Origin of the sequence: Bradyrhizobium sp. BR13661 (genome assembly GCF_029892425.1) — a bacterium.
Taxonomy (GTDB): Bacteria; Pseudomonadota; Alphaproteobacteria; order Rhizobiales; family Xanthobacteraceae; genus Bradyrhizobium.
Genome location: NZ_JARXWB010000027.1, coordinates 43,397 through 64,357, shown reverse-complemented (window position 1 = coordinate 64,357; position 20,961 = coordinate 43,397). Strand labels below are relative to the sequence as shown.

At 61.6% G+C, this 20,961-nt stretch carries 20 protein-coding genes and 1 pseudogene; 10 read left to right on the top strand and 11 right to left on the bottom strand.

What is annotated here, in order from left to right; translation table 11 throughout:
• Positions 1–64: 64 nt before the first annotated feature.
• On the bottom strand, positions 65–1,690 hold the full coding sequence (locus M2427_RS32305; protein WP_280710856.1) for an outer membrane beta-barrel protein: 1,626 nt from the start codon (positions 1,688–1,690) through the stop codon (positions 65–67).
• A 432-nt stretch (positions 1,691–2,122) separates the two neighbouring features.
• On the opposite strand from M2427_RS32305, the gene M2427_RS32300 reads away from it, so the two are divergent.
• The 5 genes from M2427_RS32300 to M2427_RS32280 all read left to right on the top strand — a co-directional run bounded on the left by M2427_RS32300 (position 2,123) and on the right by M2427_RS32280 (position 6,987).
• Positions 2,123–2,737, top strand: coding sequence for a hypothetical protein (locus M2427_RS32300; RefSeq protein WP_280710855.1), 615 nt, complete (start codon positions 2,123–2,125; stop codon positions 2,735–2,737).
• A 289-nt stretch (positions 2,738–3,026) separates the two neighbouring features.
• The gene (locus tag M2427_RS32295; RefSeq protein ID WP_280710854.1) at positions 3,027–4,733 is read left to right on the top strand and encodes a DUF4118 domain-containing protein; all 1,707 of its coding nucleotides are present in this window, start codon (positions 3,027–3,029) and stop codon (positions 4,731–4,733) included.
• Positions 4,726–5,451 (top strand): response regulator transcription factor, encoded by a 726-nt coding sequence (locus M2427_RS32290; RefSeq protein WP_280710853.1) that lies wholly within the window; start codon positions 4,726–4,728, stop codon positions 5,449–5,451. Before M2427_RS32295 ends, M2427_RS32290 begins: the two co-directional genes overlap by 8 nt.
• Positions 5,451–5,675: a hypothetical protein gene (locus tag M2427_RS32285; protein WP_280710852.1), complete on the top strand. Its 225-nt coding sequence runs from the start codon at positions 5,451–5,453 to the stop codon at positions 5,673–5,675. The genes M2427_RS32290 and M2427_RS32285 overlap by 1 nt, the downstream gene beginning before the upstream one ends.
• A gap of 649 nt (positions 5,676–6,324) precedes the next feature.
• Positions 6,325–6,987 carry an outer membrane beta-barrel protein gene (locus M2427_RS32280; protein WP_280710851.1) on the top strand — a complete coding sequence of 221 codons (663 nt, stop codon included), beginning with the start codon at positions 6,325–6,327 and terminating at the stop codon, positions 6,985–6,987.
• Between the two features lie 728 nt (positions 6,988–7,715).
• Here M2427_RS32280 and M2427_RS32275 read toward each other — a convergent pair.
• The 10 genes from M2427_RS32275 to M2427_RS32230 all read right to left on the bottom strand — a co-directional run bounded on the left by M2427_RS32275 (position 7,716) and on the right by M2427_RS32230 (position 17,851).
• Entirely contained in the window at positions 7,716–8,477 is a 762-nt protein-coding gene (locus tag M2427_RS32275) for an SDR family NAD(P)-dependent oxidoreductase (RefSeq protein ID WP_280710850.1), read from the bottom strand.
• 21 nt (positions 8,478–8,498) lie between these two features.
• A complete protein-coding gene (locus tag M2427_RS32270; RefSeq protein ID WP_280710849.1) occupies positions 8,499–10,238 on the bottom strand; it encodes a nitrilase-related carbon-nitrogen hydrolase in 1,740 nt (579 codons plus the stop codon).
• Between the two features lie 14 nt (positions 10,239–10,252).
• Positions 10,253–11,242, bottom strand: coding sequence for an acetamidase/formamidase family protein (locus M2427_RS32265; RefSeq protein ID WP_280710848.1), 990 nt, complete (start codon positions 11,240–11,242; stop codon positions 10,253–10,255).
• A 30-nt stretch (positions 11,243–11,272) separates the two neighbouring features.
• Positions 11,273–11,992, bottom strand: a complete 720-nt coding sequence (locus M2427_RS32260; protein WP_280710893.1) for an ABC transporter ATP-binding protein — start codon at positions 11,990–11,992, stop codon at positions 11,273–11,275.
• A 1-nt stretch (position 11,993) separates the two neighbouring features.
• Positions 11,994–12,710, bottom strand: coding sequence for an ABC transporter ATP-binding protein (locus tag M2427_RS32255; RefSeq protein ID WP_280710847.1), 717 nt, complete (start codon positions 12,708–12,710; stop codon positions 11,994–11,996).
• Positions 12,710–13,774, bottom strand: a complete 1,065-nt coding sequence (locus M2427_RS32250) for a branched-chain amino acid ABC transporter permease (protein WP_280710846.1) — start codon at positions 13,772–13,774, stop codon at positions 12,710–12,712. The genes M2427_RS32255 and M2427_RS32250 overlap by 1 nt, the downstream gene beginning before the upstream one ends.
• 15 nt (positions 13,775–13,789) lie before the next feature.
• Positions 13,790–14,662 (bottom strand): branched-chain amino acid ABC transporter permease, encoded by an 873-nt coding sequence (locus M2427_RS32245; protein WP_280710845.1) that lies wholly within the window; start codon positions 14,660–14,662, stop codon positions 13,790–13,792.
• Positions 14,663–14,776: 114 nt separating this feature from the next.
• Positions 14,777–16,018 (bottom strand): urea ABC transporter substrate-binding protein, encoded by a 1,242-nt coding sequence (locus M2427_RS32240; protein WP_280710844.1) that lies wholly within the window; start codon positions 16,016–16,018, stop codon positions 14,777–14,779.
• Positions 16,019–16,028: 10 nt separating this feature from the next.
• Positions 16,029–16,694, bottom strand: a complete 666-nt coding sequence (locus M2427_RS32235) for an ANTAR domain-containing protein (protein WP_280710843.1) — start codon at positions 16,692–16,694, stop codon at positions 16,029–16,031.
• Complete coding sequence (locus M2427_RS32230; RefSeq protein ID WP_280710842.1) at positions 16,691–17,851, bottom strand: transporter substrate-binding domain-containing protein; 1,161 nt, start codon at positions 17,849–17,851, stop codon at positions 16,691–16,693. The genes M2427_RS32235 and M2427_RS32230 overlap by 4 nt, the downstream gene beginning before the upstream one ends.
• Before the next feature lie 93 nt (positions 17,852–17,944).
• On the opposite strand from M2427_RS32230, the gene M2427_RS32225 reads away from it, so the two are divergent.
• From M2427_RS32225 to M2427_RS32205, 5 genes and pseudogenes are all read left to right on the top strand, one after another.
• Positions 17,945–18,070: a hypothetical protein gene (locus tag M2427_RS32225; RefSeq protein ID WP_280710841.1), complete on the top strand. Its 126-nt coding sequence runs from the start codon at positions 17,945–17,947 to the stop codon at positions 18,068–18,070.
• Positions 18,071–18,147: 77 nt separating this feature from the next.
• Positions 18,148–18,366 (top strand): annotated as a pseudogene (locus M2427_RS32220) (phosphotransferase); the annotation flags it as partial.
• A gap of 202 nt (positions 18,367–18,568) precedes the next feature.
• Positions 18,569–19,324, top strand: a complete 756-nt coding sequence (locus M2427_RS32215; protein ID WP_280710840.1) for an ATP-binding cassette domain-containing protein — start codon at positions 18,569–18,571, stop codon at positions 19,322–19,324.
• Entirely contained in the window at positions 19,321–20,043 is a 723-nt protein-coding gene (locus tag M2427_RS32210; RefSeq protein WP_280710839.1) for an ABC transporter ATP-binding protein, read from the top strand. Before M2427_RS32215 ends, M2427_RS32210 begins: the two co-directional genes overlap by 4 nt.
• Before the next feature lie 2 nt (positions 20,044–20,045).
• Positions 20,046–20,960, top strand: coding sequence for a branched-chain amino acid ABC transporter permease (locus M2427_RS32205; protein ID WP_280710838.1), 915 nt, complete (start codon positions 20,046–20,048; stop codon positions 20,958–20,960).
• Position 20,961: the final 1 nt, after the last annotated feature.

Below are 20,961 nucleotides of genomic sequence, written 5' to 3'. Positions count from 1 at the left end.
GTCGAATTTGTTCCGAAGCTCCCGGCGGCTCTGCTTGCGCTTGAGCCGCCGGGTTTGTCCCCCGTTAGAAGTGAATGATGATGTCCGCCGAGCCGACGAGGGCGAAGTTCTTGTTGGGGGCAATGCCGAAGTTCGCATTTCCGTTGAACGCGTTGGCATTGAGCGACTTGTAGTACGTAAATTCAGGCCTGATCTCGATCTGCGGCGAGAACCAGTGCTGCCAGCCGATACCCGTCTCGAAGTATGCGGTCTTGGTGCCGGTGCGCTGACCTTCCTTGTCGTCGTAGTACTCGATACGATACGAGATGTTGTCCAGCGACGTCGGCTTGTAGTTGAGGTACGCGAGATAGGTCTGCACCGAAGCCGTGCACGACCACACCGCCGCGTTTGAGCACTGCGCGAGCCCTGGAGCGTTGGTCAACATGTACTGTGGCGAGAACGGCGTGCCTCCGGCGAGATAGGCGGCCATCGCCGCCGGGTTGTTCGCGTTGAGCACGTTGTTCTGGTGCAGATTGTAGGTCTCGAACGAGATGTGCCACTGGTCGTTGAACTTGTGGTACGCGGTGAGACCGACCCATTGCAGGTTGTTGTAGCCCCACGTGCCGCTATTCCAGGCATCGGCCACCACATAGATGCTGTCGTTGCCGGAATCGCTGGTCCAACGCACGCCGGCCGTGACGCTCGGAATCGCGCCCGGGTCCTTCAGCATGGTACTGTTCGGGAAGAGCGGATTCGGCGACGGATTGGCGATCTTTGCGCCCAGATGCCAAGGCATCGTATCGCTGCCGACCGAGAGACCCAACTGCACCATCCAGTTCTTGTTGACCGCGAGCGTGGTCTGGATGCCGGTGTTGGTGTAGTTGTCGAACGTATACGTCATCGAGTGCGTATACATGTAGTTGTTCGGCGCGAGCTGCGCTTCGATGTCCGGAATCGAGATGAAGCGGCCGAAGCGGACGAGCAGACCGTCGGCGAGCCAGGGAATGAAGACCTCGCCATAGGCCATCGGTACGTCGTAGCCGTAGTTTTTGTTTTGGTTCAGGAGTTGATTGCTCCACAGGCCAAAGGCGGTCGTATAGCGGTAATTCTCGCCGTAGATCGGTGCGACACGGAATCCCCAGTCGATGTGGTCCTTCTGTACCGTGTCAGGCAGGCGCTCGATATAGAGCACGGCCTGGTCGAGCTGCACCGTGTTCGGATTATAGTCGTACGCTGCCGGGGCGTTACCGCCGCGCACGGTGTTCGTGCTGAGGTTACCACCCGCATTGATCCAACCGTAGACCTGGATGTGCGAGTCGCTCATGGCTTCACCGAGCTTGGTATTGCTGAGCGCATTCATCAACGGGCTATCGACTGAGCTCGGCCGCGTCACGCCGATGCTGGTCGCACCGCCATAGGGCCACTCGCTGAATGGCATCGGCGGAATCGTCTGTGGCGTTGCCGGCCACTCGGCACGACGTGACGGCGGTGCCTTAGGGTCGGCCGGAGCGGAATCCTTGCCCCACTCGAGCCGATAGTAGTTGATGAAGCGGGTCAGGAAATCAGAACCGAGATAGGAATCAAGGCACCCATAGTTCTTGTAGGGATCGCAGAACGTCTTGCCCACCGGCGGCAAGGTGTCACCGGCATGAGCGGCGCCACCCATTCCCATCGCGACCAACGACACGCCCGCCAAAAGATACTTTCTCATCATATTGCCCCAAGCTGCTGTGACCGACGCCTTCGAGGCGCTCTTTCGGTTTGGTTAAGCTTCGGGTGCAATCCTTCGTGATCAGCCTGATAAAAAGCGATACGGTTTAGCGGGCGCCTTCATTAAAATAAAATAGCGTAATCGCGCTCGCGTGCGTCGATTGCATTCTTAATCATCATTTGCATGGTCCATTTGCTCAAAGCATCAGCGAAAAATTGCGATTTTGCGATCAAGCCATGTCGCGATGCAAACGTTTACCGCGCGCTGTGTCATTTTCGTCATACTTCCCGTAACATCCACGCCTTCGATCGCGCCTCGCGCACGTTTCGACTATTTTTTTGCTACGTAAACGATCGCGTTTGTCGATCGAAGATATATGCGCCGACTCGCTAAGCTCACCGCATGAGCAATTCTGCTTTGCGAGGCTCGACCATGAAAGCCGCGACTCGCGCTTCGCGCGTCACGGAGCGGACTGCTCACGAAGGCGTCGAAGACGATCTCACCTTCCTGCCGAAGAACCTGACCCGGCAGTGTCGCAGCCTGATCGAGTCCTATCACGACGTACACGGCTTCGCTTCGCTGCCGAACATGCTCTGGAAGTTTCGTCTCGGTCCGCTTATCGAACGGCACAGTGAGCTTCGACACCTCTTGCGCAAGGCATCGACAACGCGAAGCGCCAAGAAAGCCAACCATGGATTCGTTGAGATCGCGGCGACGATCGTGTCCCTGGAGATCCTCGCCAGCAGCTTCGCCGGCTGGAGCGCGATCTATCCCTTCGAGGCCGAAGTTGCGCGAGACATCCTGCGGCGCAACGCTCATGGATCACATATGCCGCTGATGGATTTCTACCTCTATCCGCCGAAACAGATCAGCGCAGCGGCGGTTGCGGCTCTGGCGCCCCCGCATGGCCGCATATCCGGCAAACTCCATCCCGGCGAGGCTCCGGAATTGTCGAGCGAAAAGCGCGCCCTCCAATATGCGAGCTTGATACGAGAGGCGAACGAAGGCGCTTCGTCGTTGCGACCGGCGACACCCGCGAGAGGTTGATCAACTTCCCTTATAGGAATGCTGCCTACTGCTACCGACACGCGCGGGATTGCAGACAACTCCGTAATTTCACGGAGTGCTTTGACTATTTCTTTTTTATTTCTCGTATCCACCAACAACATAGATTTTCTACGTCGATTTGGAACATCGTCGCCTTGCTGGGTAGTTGACGACATCAAAGGCGGAAGTTTGCATCGCGACGTCTAACGAGTTTGGGAGCGCTATTTCCTCAGGGGCAGCCAATCCGAGGAGCTCCGTCTCTCAACGTCCGATCAAATCCCTGCTTGGGGTGAGCTGGCGCGTTCGCCGCGAGGTAGCGTTTTGGCTCGTCGATGTCCTCCTGCAGGGGCACGTACGTACTTTGATCTTTCATCTGCCGATAGGCCGTCCGTCCTCAATGCCGAGGCGATGGCCCACCACAACTGAGTCGGCTCCGAGCGAGAGCACAAGCCCGGAGATCTTTACTCCGTTTGCCATGATCTCCCCGTTTCTGGCCCCGCTGCTGCTGTCGATTCTGAGCATCGTGCTGATCACGGCCGCACTGTTCGCGGTCCCCATCGACGTGGCCACGATGCTGGTACCGCTTGCCTATCTCGTTCCGGTTGTCTTCGCCGCCACCCGATGGGGAATCTGGCCCGCGATGCTGGCCTCGGTCGCAGGAATGGCGGCGGCAGATTTCTTCTTCTTTGCACCGATCTACAGCTTTCGCGTCGAAGACCCGTCGGAAGCCGTCGACCTGCTATTGTTTCTCATCGTGTCCCTCGTCAGCAGCAATCTCGCATCGCGACTGCACAAGGAAACCGAGACGCTGCGCCGGCGCGAGAAGGAGATGCACGCGCTCTATGATTTCTCGCGGCGCCTTGCGACCTGCTTCACGATCGCCGATCTGATCTCGGCGATTCAAGGGCACCTCGAGCGCGCGTTCGGGCATCCCGTGACCTTCTTTGTGGCAACGGCCGATGGCCATTTTGAGCCGTCGGAAGCGCGTTTCGCGCCGCCGGACGTGCAGGCGAGCGCAGCTGCCATGAACTCGGGTACCGGTCCGCTGGTGCGCACGATCTTAGATGAGCGGCGCAGGGAGATCTGGCTGCTCCAGGCGATATCGGCCGCCACCACCGTTCACGGCGTTATTGCCATCAACATCGGTCTTGGCTCGCAGCAAACCATCGAGGCGAGGACCCGGCGGATCGAGGCGATTCTCGAAGAAACTTCATTGACGCTGCAGCGGCTCGATATCGGCAAAGCCATGGAAAGCGCCAGGCTCCACTTGCAGGCGCAGCTGTTGCGGGACGCATTCCACGGCACGCTTTCGCACGAGCTCTGCTCGCCGCTTGCCGCAATCAAGGGCTCTGCCAGCGTGCTCGAGTCCGTTCCGGCGGTGCGCGAGGACGCACGGATGCGTGCCCTCGTCGATGTCATCTCCGAGGAGACGGCGCAGCTCGACGGCTATATCCAGAACCTGCTCAGCGCGACGCGCGTCAGCGCGGGGGGCCTCAGCCCGCGCCTGGAATGGGCCGATCCAAGGGACATCATCAACAGCGCTATCAATCGGCGGGGGCGCCGGCTCGGGGCGCACCGGATCGAGACGGGCTTTGCTGACGAACTACCGCTGGTCCACGTCGACTCCGGCCTGGTCGAGGAAGCCTGCGGCCAGATCCTCGAGAACGCCGCAAAATACTCGCCCTCGGGCACGACGATTTCAATCGAAGTTCGATCCGAACCGGGGCATGTGGTGGTGCAGGTCTCCGACCAAGGCGTCGGCATCACACCCGACGAGCAACAGAAGCTCGGCCACCGATCATTCCGAAGTGCACGGCACCAGGCATCTGTCCCGGGCTCAGGCCTGGGCTTCTGGATTGCGTCGACCTTCATTCACGCCAATGGCGGCAATGTCTCGGTTCAAAGCCGAGGGGTCGGACAAGGCACGACGGTTTCCATTGCTTTGCCTGCCCCCGCATCATTCACCTCCGAACCGACGGCTCTCAACGATGAGTAAGCCTGCCAACATCGTTCTCCTGATCGACGACGAGCCGAAGATCAGGCGATTCCTCCGCGCGGGCTTTGAGCTCAACAGTTTCGTCGTCCTCGAAGCAGAGAACGCCACTGAGGCTCTTAAGATCGCGACCTTCAGTCCGCCGGATTTGATTATTCTTGACCTCAACCTGCCAGACCTTCACGGCGCTGACGTGCTGGAGCGCATCCGGGCTTGGTCGAACGTACCGATCATCATCCTCTCGGTGGCGTCCGGCGAGGATGACAAGGTGCGCCTGCTTCAGGCCGGCGCCGACGACTATGTGGTCAAGCCGTTCGGTATGGCCGAGCTGCTCGCGCGCAGCGAGGCCGCCTTGCGGCGCTATTTCAAGTCAGCGACGGAAAATCCGGTCGTTGTCGCCGGTCCGCTCTCGGTCGACCTCGTGACCCGTACGGTATCGCTAAACAAGTCACAGGTACGGTTAACGCGCAAGGAGTATCGGCTCCTGCACGTCTTGGCGATGCATGTGGGCCTTGTCGTCACCCACGATCAGCTCCTGAAGGAAATCTGGACCGGCAACCAGCGCGACAACATCCAGTACCTGCGCATTCTCGTCCGCAAGCTCCGGCAGAAGATCGAGACCGATCCGAACCACCCTCGCCTGCTGGTCACCGAATCGGGCGTCGGTTACAGGCTTCAGAACCGCCTGGACGCCGAGACCGCGACAGACGGGGTGAGCTGATGTTGCGACCGTCTCCGCGCAGATCGTTCTACGTCGTCGTGTCCTGGTCAGGAAACGAGCCCGACGGATGGTCCTGGGAGATTCGCCGCAAACGACGCCCGATGGGAATAAAGCTTCGCGAAGTCGGCTTCCCCTCGCACCGCGCCGCGCATGACGCCGGCCGGCTGGCACTTGAGGATTTCCTCAACGGATTGATGATCGAGCGCGCCTCTCGCTCCTACTGATAATCGGCAACACTCTCGCTGGGCTACGGTGGCCGTTGCGACGGCGTCGCCTGACGTTTCACGTCCACAATCCACAGAGTACAAAAATAATATATTTCTTCCTGAAAACCGCGTACTTTGCACAAGAAAGGTGCGGGCGCGGTGGACTTCCTCATTCAGAAATTTAGCATTTTTGGTTTCGATGGTCAGTATTGGATGCTGGCCGGTGCAGCCGTTGTCGGAATTTTCATCATCGCCGCATGGCGGACGCGCGACAGGGGCTAAATGCCTTTCGTGCAACAAAGACCGCGATAACATCGATCTTTGCAGTAAGCGCATCTCGCGGACGGCTCTGAGCTGCAAGATTCGCAGACGTCGCATCGGCCATCCCAAAGATATTTTTTCTTAACTCTTTTCGCTCGCTTACGATGTCGCGAGCCTGCAACGAACGTTCGAAAAGCGCTCTCTGTGCGGTTTTGCAGCCCTTTCTGCGTCGCGGAATCTTTTCGCCGAACTTAAGATCACGACAGAAAGATGAAGTGGCCGCGTGGCCATGCAGGGGGCTTGAATGTTCGGACGACTGAAGACTGCTATTGTTGCGGGGGCGCTGATTGGGATCGGTGCGACGAGTATCGCGAGCGCCGCCGATTTGCCGGTAAAGGCTCGGCCGATGCCCACCGTTTCGCTCTACAACTGGACCGGCTGCTATCTTGGCGCCAACGTCGGCGGCGGCTGGACGCGCATCGACACGGCCCGCGTGTTTGACATCACCGGCGCAGCTGTGCCGAACAACTATGGCCGCGAGAAAGATAGCGGAGTGATCGGCGGCGGCCAGGTCGGATGCGATTTCCAGACCGGCAGCCTCGTCTTCGGCGTCGGCGGCAGCTTCGATTTCGGCAGCATCAACGGCCGCCACGCACTGACGGACTTCCCGACCTTCTCCGAGACCAACAGTCTGAAGGAGATCTACACGGCGACCGGCCGCATCGGCTATCTCTGGACGCCCCAATTCCTCGGCTACCTCAAGGGCGGTGCGGCCTGGATCAAAAATCGCAATAGCGTCTATTCGCCGGCCGGCGCCCTGATTGAATCCGCGAGCTTCTACCAGCCGGGCATGACCGCCGGCATCGGCGCCGAATGGATGTTCGCGCCGAACTGGTCGGTGTTCGCCGAGTACAATTACATGTGGTTCCACGATGACAACGCTCAGCAGTTTACGCTGGCAGGCGGCGCCCAAGGCGAGGTCATCAACTCGAGCCAGCGCGTCCAAACCGTGCTCGTGGGCGTAAACTACAAGCTGCATTGGGACGGCCCGGTCGTCGCCAAGTACTGACGTCTCTACCCGACTATCTCTGCAAACCTCCAGACTCTTAGCCCCGGTTCGCCCGGGGCTTTTTTCAAGGGTGCGCCTGGGGGCGCGTCTGACCGGCAGAGCGTATGGGCGCTCGCGGAGTGACGGCGCCAGCTTGGGAGTCCTGCTCAAATTGGCTTTCACAAGTTTTTTCTTGATCTCCCGGTGCACACGTCGCGCACACGCCGCCTTCTAACCGGTTGAAAGATTTGAGTTCTCGCTCCAGTCATCGCGCTATCCCTAATCCATCCACGAAAACGCGACGCCTCTGCAAGGGATCACTTGCTGCGCATTGACGTCATCATGGTGGAACGGCGGTCCAAAGGGCAGTGTCGATTTGCAACGAACCGGATTTCGACACCTCGGCGCCCAATGCAAGCGCGACGAAAGGCCGCTTGCTCGCTCCGGCAAATAGGGCTCCAACGGGTCTTCTCGAAAATCGCGCCTTCGAATCTTCGGCTGCAAGACGATGCCGACGGCTACTTGAGCGTGGGGCTCATTCGAGCGCGCAACGTCCGGTCCTTTTTGCTTGGCAGAGCCCCCGGTCGCACCGAAGGCTTCAGCCTATCGCGTCCCGTCCATTCGGCCCAAAGCGTAGGCCTCAAGCGCGACAGGCCTCTCGGCGAGCACGCGATGATCTTCACGCCAATGCATCATGGGCCAGTTTGAGCTGGCGAGATCCAATGCAAGGCAAAGGCCAATCCGTTTTCCTACAACTGCACTCCACGCGTGAGTGCGCCGTCGACGACAAGATTTGTGCCCGTGATGAAACTGGCCGCGCGGCTGGCGAGGAAGACCACGGCGTTGGCCATTTCCTGCGGCGTGCCCATCCGCCCTGTCGGATTGAGCGCCAGCGCAGTCTTGTAGAGTTCGGGATTGTTGTCCTTGATCATATTCCAGACGCCACCGTCGAAATAGGTATTGCCCGGCGAGACCGAGTTGGCGCGAATGCCCTTCCCCGCGAGCTGATTGGCGAGCCCCTTCGTATAGTGGATGATCGCCGCCTTGAAGGTGCCGTAGGGACCAGCGGCGAAATCGACCTCGCGACCGGAGACGCTCGATATGGTGACGATCGCGCCGGCAGCGCTTTTCTCCAGATAGGGCATGGCCGCATTCACGAGCCGAACCGTACCCATCATGTCGGTCGAAAACTCCTTCTCCCAGCTTTCGTCGTCCTGCCCAATGGCAAGCGCGCTGACATTGGCGACGACGACATCGATGCCGCCGAGCTTGGCCGCCATATCGTCGACCCAGGCTTTCAGCACCGCCGCGTCGGCGACGTCGACCGCCCCGCCGAAGGCCGCAACACCCTTGGCCTTGAGAGCAGCAACCGCGCTCTCGACTTCGGCCAGGTTACGTGAGCACACGCCGACATTGGCGCCTTCGGCGGCAAATGTCTCGGCAATCGCGCGGCCGATTCCCTTGGTGCTTCCCGTGACGAGAACCCTGGCGCCCTTAAGTCCCAGATCCATGGCCTGTTTCCTTTTCTTGTTTCAGTCGTTGTTCGCCGTTGCCTTGACCAATCCACGATAGCTGTGCGGTATTCGCATCGAAACCAGATCCTTCCGCCGCACCACGTTGGTCGGATAGACGCTGTCGAGATTGGTGGTGTCGACCCGCGCAGTAGCAACGCCCGCGCCGCCGGTCGCGATCGCCTCCCGACGCGGAAACGCGAATGTGTCGGGGCCGAAAACGCCGCTCAGCCCGGGATAGGAGCGTTCGGGATCGACGACGTTGGCAAAGGCGAAGAACAGGTTGTTTTCACCGGCGCGAACGCGGAAGTGGTGCCAGTGATGCGGATCCGGCCCCGTCGGAATTGGCTCGGGCTGCCCGACTTCGGTGCCGGCATGCGACGAACTGAAGCGACCCTTGATCGCAGCAGGACACGCGATGAGGTCGCAACCACGCAGCGCCAGAACCCGGCCTGCTTCCGGGAACGACGCGTCATGCCCGATCAACAACCCGATGCGGCCAATCGGCGTGTCCACGACGGTCCAGCCGTCACCCGCGGTGGCCCAGCCGCGCTCGTCGGCCGTAAGATGCGTCTTGCGATAGACCGAGACCTCTCCGTCGGGCGAAACCAGGCAGGCGCTGTTGTAGACGAGATCGCCGCTGCGTTCGGCGAAGCCGCAGACCAGATAGAGGTCGAGTTCTTCAGCGAGTTCGCCAAGAGCCTCAGTCGCCGGCCCCGGCACTGGTTGGGCCGATGCTGCGGGATCCGCTAATCCCGTCAACGCCAACTCCGGAAAGACCACCAGCTCGGCGCCATCGGCCGCGGCCTTGCGCGCGAGGGCTGCGATCTCCCCGAGATTTTGGCCGGCGTCATCGCCAGGTGAAAACTGCGCGACACATATTCGCGACGCCTTTCCGGGCGGCCAGGACTCGTGGCCATAAAGACCGAAGAAATCGCGCGGGTTCCAGCTGAACGTGTCGGTCAGCAGCTCTGGGTAGAGCTCCGGCCGTCGCTGCGCGAACACGGTTTCGCCGAGCACGCGGCGCACGCGGGCAGCGTCGAGATCGATCTCGGACAGCAGGACTCCATCGCCCCTATCAAGCACAGCCGTCACCTGCCCGTCCGGCGCAATCACGCAGCTGCCGCCGCTGAATTGCACGCCGCGTTCGAGCCCCCATCGATTGCTCTCAATGACGTAGCAGCCGTTCTCGAAGGCGCGACTGATCCAGTAAGGCGCGGGCGTCCGCTCTGCCAGCCAGTTGGAAATATGGCAGATGACGTCCGCGCCCCCGAGCGCCATCAGGCGCGCCGTTTCCACGAAATGGATGTCCATACAGATCAGCAGCGCGATCCGCCCGATCGGCGTCTTGAACACCTGGTTGTGCAGATCGCCCGCCGCCGCCCATTTCGGCTCCGAGATGTAGGGATGCGTCTTGCGGTGACGACCGACAACGCCGTCGGGGCCGATCAGGACGGCCGTGTTGAAGTAGATGCCGTCTTCATCGACCTCCGGCATGCCGACCACGATGTAACAGGCGTGCTTGCACGCCAGCGCCGCGAAACGGTTCGTGGTTGGCCCCGGGATCGTCTCGACAAAAGGCGCAACCTCGGCACGGTCGAACCAGCAATAACCGGTCGTCCCCATTTCCGGCGTGACGATCAGCTTGGCACCGGCAGCCGCCGCCTGCTCGCAGAGATCGAGCAGGCGCGCAATGTTGCGCTCCTTCTCGAACATCGTCGGCTCGAACTGGACGGCGGCGACTTTGTGTATGCGCGACATGGCCTTGCCGGTCCTCAAACGAGATAGGACTTCTTGATGGAGGCGCCGAGCGTATATTTGGGATCGACCATGTTGCCGACACGCATGCGTCCGGCCTGAGTTAGCAGCATGTAGGCGTCGATCTCGTCGAAGCCGTAGTCGGCCGCCATCCAGCGGCAGAGCTCGCGATAGGCGATGCGGGCGGCGTCCTCCATCGGTCGCGCCGAGCCAATGGTCATAATGAACTCCTTCGTCTCGAGCCGCGGCCACGCAATGGTCCAGCCCTTGATCAAGTCGATCTGAACCGTTGTCACGGTCGGATGTTCGATGGCGACCCCACAGAGCTCGCCATCGCCTTGTGCGGCATGGCAGTCGCCGAGATAAAGCAGCGCACCCTTGGTGTTGACCGGCAGGTAAATGACGGCACCGACACCGACGTCGGGAAGGTCCATGTTACCACCGTAATAGTCCGGAACCAGCGACGAGATCGCCTCAATCTCCGGCGAGGTACCGATGGTGCCTATGAAGGGCTCGTAGGGCAGCGTGATCTTGTCGTTCCACTTCGTTCCGGTCTTGGCATCGATCTCGAGCTTTTTAACGCGCTCAGGGAGCGCGGGATTGAGCAGCGCGGTCTGGGCAGTGCTGACCAGCCCTCCGAAGTCCGGCATGACCACGGTGGTGCCGCACGGCTGCGGTCCCCGTGGCACGATGCTTTCGATGTAAACGGCCAGCACGTCGCCTTTCTCGGCGCCATTGACGTGGATCGGTCCGTTCTGCGGATTGAGGAACGGAAAGTTGAGAATCTTGGACGGGCTGTCGGTCTCGTGCTTGATTGCGCCTTCGAACGCGTCATGCGTCTCGGCGGAGACGACGGCGCCCGGATCGACCGTCAGCACCGGCTTCACATAGGGGCCGTAGACATAGTGGTACTTGCCTTGCTCGGTTTCGGTGATCGTGTATTCCTTGCCGCGCTCGCCCTTGGCGACACCCTTGCGGGCCATAATCGAGTCGTTTTGCCAGGCCATTGCTGTTCTCCTTGGTTATAGGCGTCGCTCTCAAACCGCGAGGTGGCGGCGCATCTCAGCCTCATCGTCGAGCGCCGAGCGGTCGAGGCTTGCGACGATGCGGCCTTTGTCCATGACGTAGCAGCGCTGCGCCATGGCACGGATCATGTCGAGATTCTGCTCGACCAGGATGATGGTCACGCCAGTCCTACGGTTGAGCTCGACCATGTTGCGCGCGATATCCTGAACGATGTTGGGCTGGATGCCCTCCGACGGCTCGTCGAGCAGGATGAGATTGGGATCGGCAATCAAGACCCGCCCGATCGCGAGTTGCTGCTGCTGGCCGCCGGACATCGTGCCGGCACGCTGGGTCCAGCGCTCGGCGAGAATCGGAAACGCCTCGACGATCTTGCGCCGCCCTTCCTCGGGGATGCCGCTGCCCTTGATCGCGGCGCCGACCGCAACGTTCTCGCCGACAGTCAGCCGCGGGAACACGTCGCGCCCCTGCGGCACAAAACCCATGCCGAGGCGAGCCCGCTTGTGTGCCGGGAGAGATTCCACCGCCTTGCCGCGATAGACGATCGAGCCGCTCATCGCTGGCACCAGCCCGATCAGGCTCTTCATCAGCGTGGACTTTCCGACACCGTTGCGTCCGATGACAGCGACGATCTCGCCTTCCCGCACCTCGATCTCGAGGCCCTGCAGGACGGGCTTGCCGCCATAGCCGGCGCGCAGAGCCAGCGTCGAGAGGATCACTTCCTTACGCGGCATATCAAGCATGGGCCTGCCCCAGATAGATCGCCGCTACACGTTCGTCGGCCACGATCTCGTCGATCGAGCCCTGCGCAAAGACCTGACCGAGATGCAACACGGTCACGCGCTGCGCAACCTGGCGCACGAAGGCCATGTCGTGCTCGATCGCCAGCACAGTCATGCCATCGGCATTCAGCCGCTGCACCATCTCACCCGTCATGTGGGTTTCCTCCGGAGACATGCCGGCGGTCGGCTCGTCGAGCAACAGAAGGCTCGGTTTCAAGCTGATCGCCATGCCGATCTCGAGCCACTGCTTCTGGCCGTGGCTCAGATTGCCGGCGGTCTGCGCCTGCTCGCTCGCAAGTCCGAGGAAGGCGAGCAGTCTGTCGATCTCCGCTTCGAGCTCCCTACCGCGATGTCGGCTCTGCAAGGCGATCTCAAGGTTCTGGCGGACGGATAACCCCTTGAAGACACCAGGCACCTGGAACTTGACCGACAGTCCGCGGCGAATCCGCGCAAAGGACTTCAGCGACGTGATGTTTTCTCCCGCGAAGAGGACATCGCCGCTGCCGGGATGGTGCTCGCCGAGGATCAGGCGGAACAACGTACTCTTTCCGGCGCCGTTCGGGCCAATCAGGCAGTGGATCTCACCCGCCTCCAACGTGAGGTCAACGGCATTGGTGACGTGCAGGCCACCAAAATGCTTGTTCAGTTTACGAAGCTCGAGCAATGACATCAGCCGGCCCTTTGGGTGATGCGCGCGGCCAGTCGCCCGAACCAGTTCATCGTCCCGAGCACGAGACCGTTCGGGGCGATGAGGACGGTCAGCACCAGCAGCACACCCATGAAGACGAGCGCATACTGGCTGCCGTAGATCGTGAGCGCCTGGAATGCCGCCAGCACGACCAGCGTGCCGACTACGGTCGAGGTCAGGTCACTGCGGCCACCGACGGCAACCCAGATCAGCGGCAACGCCGCTGCCGTCATGCCCATGCTCGAAGGCGTGATATATTGTCCCCACGCCGTGTAGAGCACGCCCGATATCCCCGCTAGCACGGCGCCAATGACGAAAGTAATGAGCTGATACTTGCGAACATCGTAGCCGAGCATCTCGGCCCGTTCCGGGTTCTCGCGAATCGCGACGATCACATTGCCGAATGACGAGTTCATCAGGATGCGCAAGGCCAGATAGACGAAGACCAAAAGGCCAAGCACGAAATAATATAGCCCGACATCGGCGAATAGCACGATCGGCTCCCCCGGCCACGGGATGGTTAGAGGCGGCATCGCGCTCATGCCGTTGAAGCCGTTGAGCCGCGCACTACCAATGTGCCACTCCGGTCCCGCGGTCTGCGCCATGAAGCGCTCCAGCATCAGGGTCACGGCGAGCGTGACGATACCGAGGAATACGCCGGCGATGCGGCCGAAGAACATGAAATAGCCGAGCAAGGCCGCAAAGAGCGCCGCAATCGCGACCGCCGCCACCAGCGCCACCAATGTGAATCCATAGGCCGAACCGAAATTGAGGGTCAGGACGCCGTAACCATATCCCGCGATGCCGAAGAACGCGGTCTGACCGAAGGAGAGCGAGCCGCCATAGCCCCAGATCAGGCAGAGGCTGAGAGCGATGAACACCCAGACGAAGAAGTAGACGGTGTTGCCGACCGTGTAGCCGTCGCTGAACAGCGGATAGGCGACCGCGATCATCATCACGACGGCAAATAGGCTCCAGAAGGCCGGACCACGACCGACGGTCTGTGGGCCTTCGAGACGACAGAAGAAAGAGAGGAAACCGCTCACGACGCCATCACTCCGTCAGGTGCGTTCGCGCAGCACGAAGCCGGAGATGCCCTTCGGCAGCACCCGGACCACAATGATGACGGCGACCAAGAGACCGATCTGACCGAATAGCTGCCCTTGCCAGGACGTCATCCCCGACTTCACGATCGCGAGCAGGCCGCCGGCCGGCGCCGTGCCGAGGAACACGTCGGCGCCGCCGATTACCACGGTGACGAATGCCTCCATGATGAAGGTGGCGCCCATGGTGGGCACCAGCGTCATGGTCGGCGCATAGAGACCACCGGCGAGGCCGGCGAGCCCCGCCCCGCAGGCGAAGGTGAGGCTGTAGATCAAGCGGGTGTCGACTCCGAGCGCGGCGGCCATATGCGGGACCTGAATGGTGGCGCGCGCCAGCACGCCGAAGCGCGTCCAGTTGAACAGCGCGTAGAGCCCGGCCAGCACGCCGAGCGCGGCGCAGAACAGCACGATGCGATAGATCGAATAGGAATAGTCACCAACTTGAAAGCTGCCGAACGGCGTACCAACGCCGGCCATGGTCGATCCGACCATGATCAACGTGCCCTGCGTGGCGATCAGGCTGAGGCCCCAGGTCGCGACGATGGTGTCGAGCGGTCGGTCGTAGAGATGGCGGATGACCGCGAGTTCGACGAGGACGCCGACAAGCGCAGATACGACCGTGCCTGCCAGGATGCCCAGCGGCAGCGGCAAGCCCGCATGCACGGTCGCAGCCGTCACATACGCACCGCACATGATGAACTCGCCATGGGCGAGATTGATCACGCCCATCATGCCGAAGATCACCGCGAGCCCGCAGGCCGACAGCACCAGAAACGCAAAGGCGTCGCCGAATTGATAGAGCGCCGAAAACACGTGGGTCGCGATATCCATGAACCAACCAGTCTGGAGGAAGACGCGGCGTTACCGCCGCAGATGTCCGTGATCGCCCCGGCCCGCCGGCAACGCCAGGGCGTGCCCGGAGGGCCGGAGCGATCAGCCGCCGGGTCAGGGTTTCGGCGGCGGATTCGACGGCGTGTATTGGGCCATCGGATCTTTCTTTGTGAGATCGCAGCCGGCCTCACCCAACCAGTATGGCTTGATGTCCTCCCAGGTCTTCGGGAAGGAGATCGAATGATCGGCACCCACCTTGGCCAGATAGATCGTGTGCGACATATGCTGGCTCTTGGGGTCGATGCAGACCTTGCCCTCCGGCGCATCCATGCAGACATCTCCCATCGCGATCACTTTTCGGATGTCCTCACGCTTGGTCGATTTCGCCCGTTCCACCATCTGCTTGTAGAGATAGACGGCGAGATAGGAGTTTTCCGCCTCCTGGTTCACATACGGCTCGCTCGGGAACTTCGCCTTGAACTTGGCGTAGAACGCCTTGCTCTTGGGCGAGTCGATCTCCTCGATGTAGTTGGTGGTGACGTACATGTCCTTCAGGCTCGGCGGCTTGAAGCGCTTGTGCTCGTAGCCCTGCCCGACGTTGACGGAGGACGCCATCGGCAGGTTGACGTTGGCGGAAGCCGCCTGCTCGTAATAAGAGGCCTGTGCGGTGCCGACCAGCAGCGTGACCACGAAGTCGGGCTTGGCCTTCTGGATGTTCTGGATGCTCTGCGAGAATTGCGATACGCCGAGCGGGATGAATTCCTCGCCGGCCATCTTGCCGCCGTTCTCCTTGACGATCTTGCGCACCCACTCCGCCGAGATCTGGCCGAAATTGTAGTCGGCCGCTAGCGTGTAGACGTTCTTGCCGTACTTCTCCATCATATAGGGGATCAGCGTGGAGAACTGCTGCTCGGGCACCGCGCCGGTGACGACCATATGGCCGTCGCAGACGCCGCCTTCATACTGGTTGTTGTAGAAGGCGAAGCCGTTGAACTGGTCGACGATCGGCCGATAGGCCTCGCGCGAGGCCGAGGAGAAGCCCGCGAACACAACGTCGACCTTGTCGCGCTGGAGCACGCGCCGCATGAACTCCTGGTAGCGGGTGTTGTCAGATTGGGTGTCGTAAGGAACGAGCTCAAGCGGCCGGCCCATGATGCCGCCGGCCTTGTTGATTTCCTCGGCGGCGAGCTCGATGGCGTGGACCTTGCCGATGGTGGCCGCGGCGAAGTCGCCGGACTGATCCTCCAGCACGCCGAGTTTGATCGGGTTCTCGGCCGCTTGTACCAGGGTGGATCCGAGGACAAGCGTCCCCGTGAGGGCTGCGGCACGCAGCCCCCGCAATACAGACTTGCTCATTTCGCTTCTCCTAGATGGCTTGCTTGTTGCCGCCTTGCAGCATGATGCCGGTCGTGCGGCCGGTCGTGTCGGGCGGCTTCGCCCGCTTGCTTAGAAACTCTTCGCAATAGAGTTCCATGTTCTGCCGCGCGCGCATGCTTTCGCGACGGAGCTGGGAATAGGCACCATCCTCATCGAGGCTGTCCTGCTGCATCAGCAGGATGACGGCCCGGATCACCGCACGACGACCGCGACGGCGCTCCTCGAGATCCTGGAGGCGCTCGCTCATTTCGGCGCGCAGCAGGAACTGGTTGATGCCCATGAACAGGGATGTATAGACCGCGCCGCCATGCACCGGCTTGCGCAGGAACGAGGTCGCACCGAGATTGACGAGCGCCTTTAGCCGGCTCGGCGCCTCGACGCCAACGAGGCCGATCACCGGCGCCGGAGGCAGCCGCGAGGCCGGGTTGACCTCGATCGCTACCGCGCCTTCGAGATCACCGTCCACGAACAGGATGTCGCGGTCGGCCTGAAGGCTCGCAATCTCGATCTGGGCCCGGCCGTCGACGATCTCAGGATATTCGGTGGAGACGCCGAGCTTGGCGAGCGTCGTTTCGAGCGCACTCTCCCATCCGCCCCGCCTGACCACGACGATGGCGCGGCCGCCCTTGAAGTTTTGCAGCAGTCGGGAGCTCATGATTGCACCACCTTCAACAGCGGGGAGCGCATCGCGCTGGCGAAGCGCGGCGACGACTGGACGAGATAGGGATCCGGAGCGATCGGCTCGCGCGATTCCAGCAGCACTTCGAACTGCCCGCCGGCGGTCGAACGGCCGATCCGTGGCGTGAGCCAGGCGTGAAAGGTCTGTCGGTCGATGCGGACCTCGCCTTGCGGGGCGCGTAGCCGCTGGTCGGCGACGGCGGCACGCACGGTGCGGGCATCGTCGGTCCCGGCCTGCACCAGCGCCGCCGCGAGCAGCTTGACGGCGATGTAGGAGGATTCAGCGTCTGCCGACGAGACCGGTCCTTTCGGAAAGGACGTCGTATAGGCGCGAATGAACGCAGCATTTTCCGGAGAGTTTAACGAGGAGAAATAGACACTCGAGGACAGGTGCCCGTCGACCGCGTCCAGGCCGATTTCAGGCAATTCCGGTTCCGACAGCGTGCAGCTCGCGACCGGAATTTCGGCGGCCTGGTCGATGCCGCGGGCGCGGCAGGCGGCACGGAACGCTCGAAAGAAGGCATAGGCACTGGTGCCGATCAGATTGTTGAACACGAAGTCGGGTCGCTGATCGATGATGGCCGCGATGACCTGGTCGACCTCGGTATCGCCGACCGAGAGATAGCGCTCGGCGCGCACGGTGCCGCCGCGGGCGGTCAATGCCTCGCGAAAGATGCGGTTGTTCTCCCAGGCCCAGATGTAGTTGGAGCCCACACAGAAGGCGCGAGAGCCGACCCGGGATGCCAGGTAATCAACCAACGGCAGCACGTGCTGGTTCGGTGCAGCGCCGGTATAGATGACGTTATCGGAACTCTCGAAACCCTCGTAGTGAGACGGATACCATAGCAGTCCATCGAACTTCTCGAAGCACGGGATCACCTCTTTTCGGCTCGACGAGGTGTAGCAGCCAACCACGTGGCGAATGCCGGACCCCAGGAGTTCGAGACTCAGCGAACGATAACGAGCGAGGTCGCCCGAAGGATTGACCACGACCGGCTCCAACACGATGTCGCCACCGCCCGCATTGACCTCCTGGAAGGCCAACAATGCGCCATTGAGGATCGAGCGCGCGACGACGCTATAGGAGCCCGTCGTCGAGAACATCACGCCAATTCGATATCGCTTCTGCGCCATCACTCGATCCAAAACAAAAAAGCGCCCGTCGGCTGTGAAGCCGAGGGCGCCCTCGCCGCCAACCGAACACGCGATGAAAGCGTGGCGTTGGAAATGGTTGAACTCACCGCGTTGATGGGCCGTCTTGCCCTACGCTTGCACGATACGGTCGTTGAGATCGGATACTATGTCAAGCGCGTTGTTGCGGCGGAAATTGCCGCAATTCGTGCCGCACTGTAGCAAAACTGTGCAAGGTGGTTCAAGCGCTGGCCCGTTCGGGCGTCACTCTTGCGCAGTGACCATGTGCCACATCGTTTCTGCGGCTGGCCAATCTTCTCATCGACGGCGCGCGTCTCGGTGTGATCGACTTCGACGATTGCGGCCTCTCCTGGTTCTTCTACGACTTTGCGGCCGCCGTCAGCTTCATGGAGCACGACCCCGTGGTGGCTGAGCTCCAGGCATCATGGCTCGACGGGTATCGCGACATCGCGCCGGTTTCGCACGAAGATGAAGTCATGCTGTCCATTTTCGTGATGGAGTCTTGTGGCTCTGCAACTCCGGAGCGCCACGGCGCGGCGCTTCGCCGCGACGATGCGTTCCCGGAATGTCGCCGTCATCATAATTTCCGATATCCGCGAACGATATTTCGAATTTTACAAGCGTCTCCCGCAACGCAAAACTCCGTCTGTGATTGGCGGCGAGTGAGAAGGCGTTGAGATGACTTCCGGTGGCTTGGAGTTGAGCGCTCGCGACGTCAGCGTCCAATTCGAAGGCTTGAAAGCGCTGTCCAAAGTCGCGCTCACGGTTCCGCGGGGACGCATCACCGGACTGATCGGCCCCAACGGCGCTGGGAAGACGACACTTATCAACGTGCTGACGGGATTTCAGCCGGTCGGCACAGGGACCGTCGACCTGGAAGGCGAGATGCTCAACGGCATCCCGGCCCACAAGCTTCGACGCAAGGGCGTCGCGCGCACGTTTCAGTCCGGCCGACTTTTCCGCGACCTCCCGGTCGTGGACAATCTCGAGGTCACGGGCGTGGGTCTGGGCCAGACGCGGCGCGAGGCGATCGCGGAGGCCGAGCGCGTGATGGCCTGGGTTGGCATATCGCATCTCGGCAGCACGATCGCGGGCGCCCTGCCCTACACCGACGAGCGCCGCGTCGCCATCGGCCGCGCCATCATGTGCACGCCGCGCTATTTGCTGCTCGACGAACCCGCCGCCGGCATGTCCGAGCATGAAAGCCACGATCTGGCCGTCATCATCCGGCGGATCGCCGGCGAACTCGGCGTCGGCGTGCTGCTGATCGAGCACAACATCGGCCTCGTGCTCGAACTTTGCGAGCGCATCTTCGTGCTCGATTCCGGCGAGATCATCGAAGTCGGCGCGCCTGCGCAGATCCGCAACAGCGACGCGGTCCGGCACGCCTATATGGGCACGCAGCGTGACGAAGTGATTCCGGCGCTCGTGACCGAGATGGGGGCCGCATCATGACGCTGCTCGCCGTCGACGACATCACTGTCAGCTACGGACGCCTGACGGCGTTGCGCGGCGTCACGCTAGAGATCGCCGAGGGTGAGGTGCTGTTCGTAACAGGCCCCAATGGCGCAGGCAAATCGACGCTGCTGAACGCGATCGCCGGCGTCGTGCCGACGGGCTCGGGCGCCATCACCATGGACGGCGCGAAAGTGACGGGCGCCTCGCCGGAGGACATCGCCCGGCGGGGATTTTCGCTGGTGCCGGAAGGACGCAACGTCTTCGGCGCACTGAGCATCGAGGAAAATCTGAAGGTCGGCACAGGTATGCGGCGCGACAGGCACAAGATCGCCGGCGACCTCGAATCCGTCTACGCCGAATTCCCGATGCTGGCCGATCGTCGTCACACTGCGGCGGGCATGCTCTCCGGCGGCCAGCAGCAGATGCTTGTCATCGGTCGCGCGTTGATGACGGCTCCGCGCATCATGGCCATCGACGAGCCATCGCTCGGACTCGCGCCCAAGATCATCGATCAGGTCTACGAGATCCTGGTGCGGCTACGGGCGCAGCGCAAGCTGACGCTGCTGATCGTCGAGCAAAGCTCGACGCGCGCCATGATGACCGGTGGACGCATGATCCTGATTCGCGGCGGACGCATCGTCCTCGAGGGCGCCGCCGCCGACATGATCAAGGACGAGCGGCTGAAGCAGGCCTATTTCGGCTTCGGAGACCACTGAGCATGACGGCGGTTCTGCAGATCATCTTCGACGCACTGAGCCTCGGCAGTCTCTATGCTCTGGGCGCGCTGGGCATCGCGCTGATCTTCGGCGTCATGCGGCTCGTCAACTTCGCCCATGGCGACTTCATCGCCTTCTGCGTGTTCGCAATGCTGTGGCCATCGATCGATGCAACCGCGGTCGTTTTCGCCGGCATGCTGCCGTTTTATCTCCTAATTCCGCTGTTGCTGATGATCGGCGCGGCTCTTTCGATCCTGTCGGAGATCATCGTATTCCGCCGTTTCCGCAACACCAATCCGGCAACGATGATGATCGCGTCCTTCGCCCTCGGCTTCGTCATCCGCCACATCCTGCTGATGTTCTATTCGAGCCGTCCGAAGTCGATCACGCTGTGGCCAAGTCTCGGCCTCCCGGTCGACTTTCTCGGCGCCCACATCCCGATGCTGCAGGTCGTGACCATCGTCATTACGCTGGCAGCGCTCGCCGTGCTCGTGCTGTTCCTCAAGCGCACACGCTATGGCCTCGAAATGCGTGCCGCGGCCGAAAACTTCACCATGGCGCGCATGCTCGGCGTCCGCGCCAACGGCGTCATCCTGCTGGCCTTTGCCATCAGCGGCATGCTGGCTGCGGCGATCGGATTGATCCTGGCCACCATCTCCGGCACCGCCGACATCAACATGGGTGCCAACGTCATGCTGATCGCCTTCATCGCCACCGTGATCGGCGGCCTCGGCAGTGTACCCGGCGCCGTCGCCGGCGGCTTCATCATTGGCGCCGCCAGCGTCGTCTTCCAGGCAACATTGCCGCACGACGCACGCGTCTTTCGCGATGCCTTCGTCTATGGCGCGGTGATCGTCGTCCTGCTGGTGCGGCCGCAAGGCCTGTTTGCACCAAAATCCGCCAAGCAGAGGGTCTGAT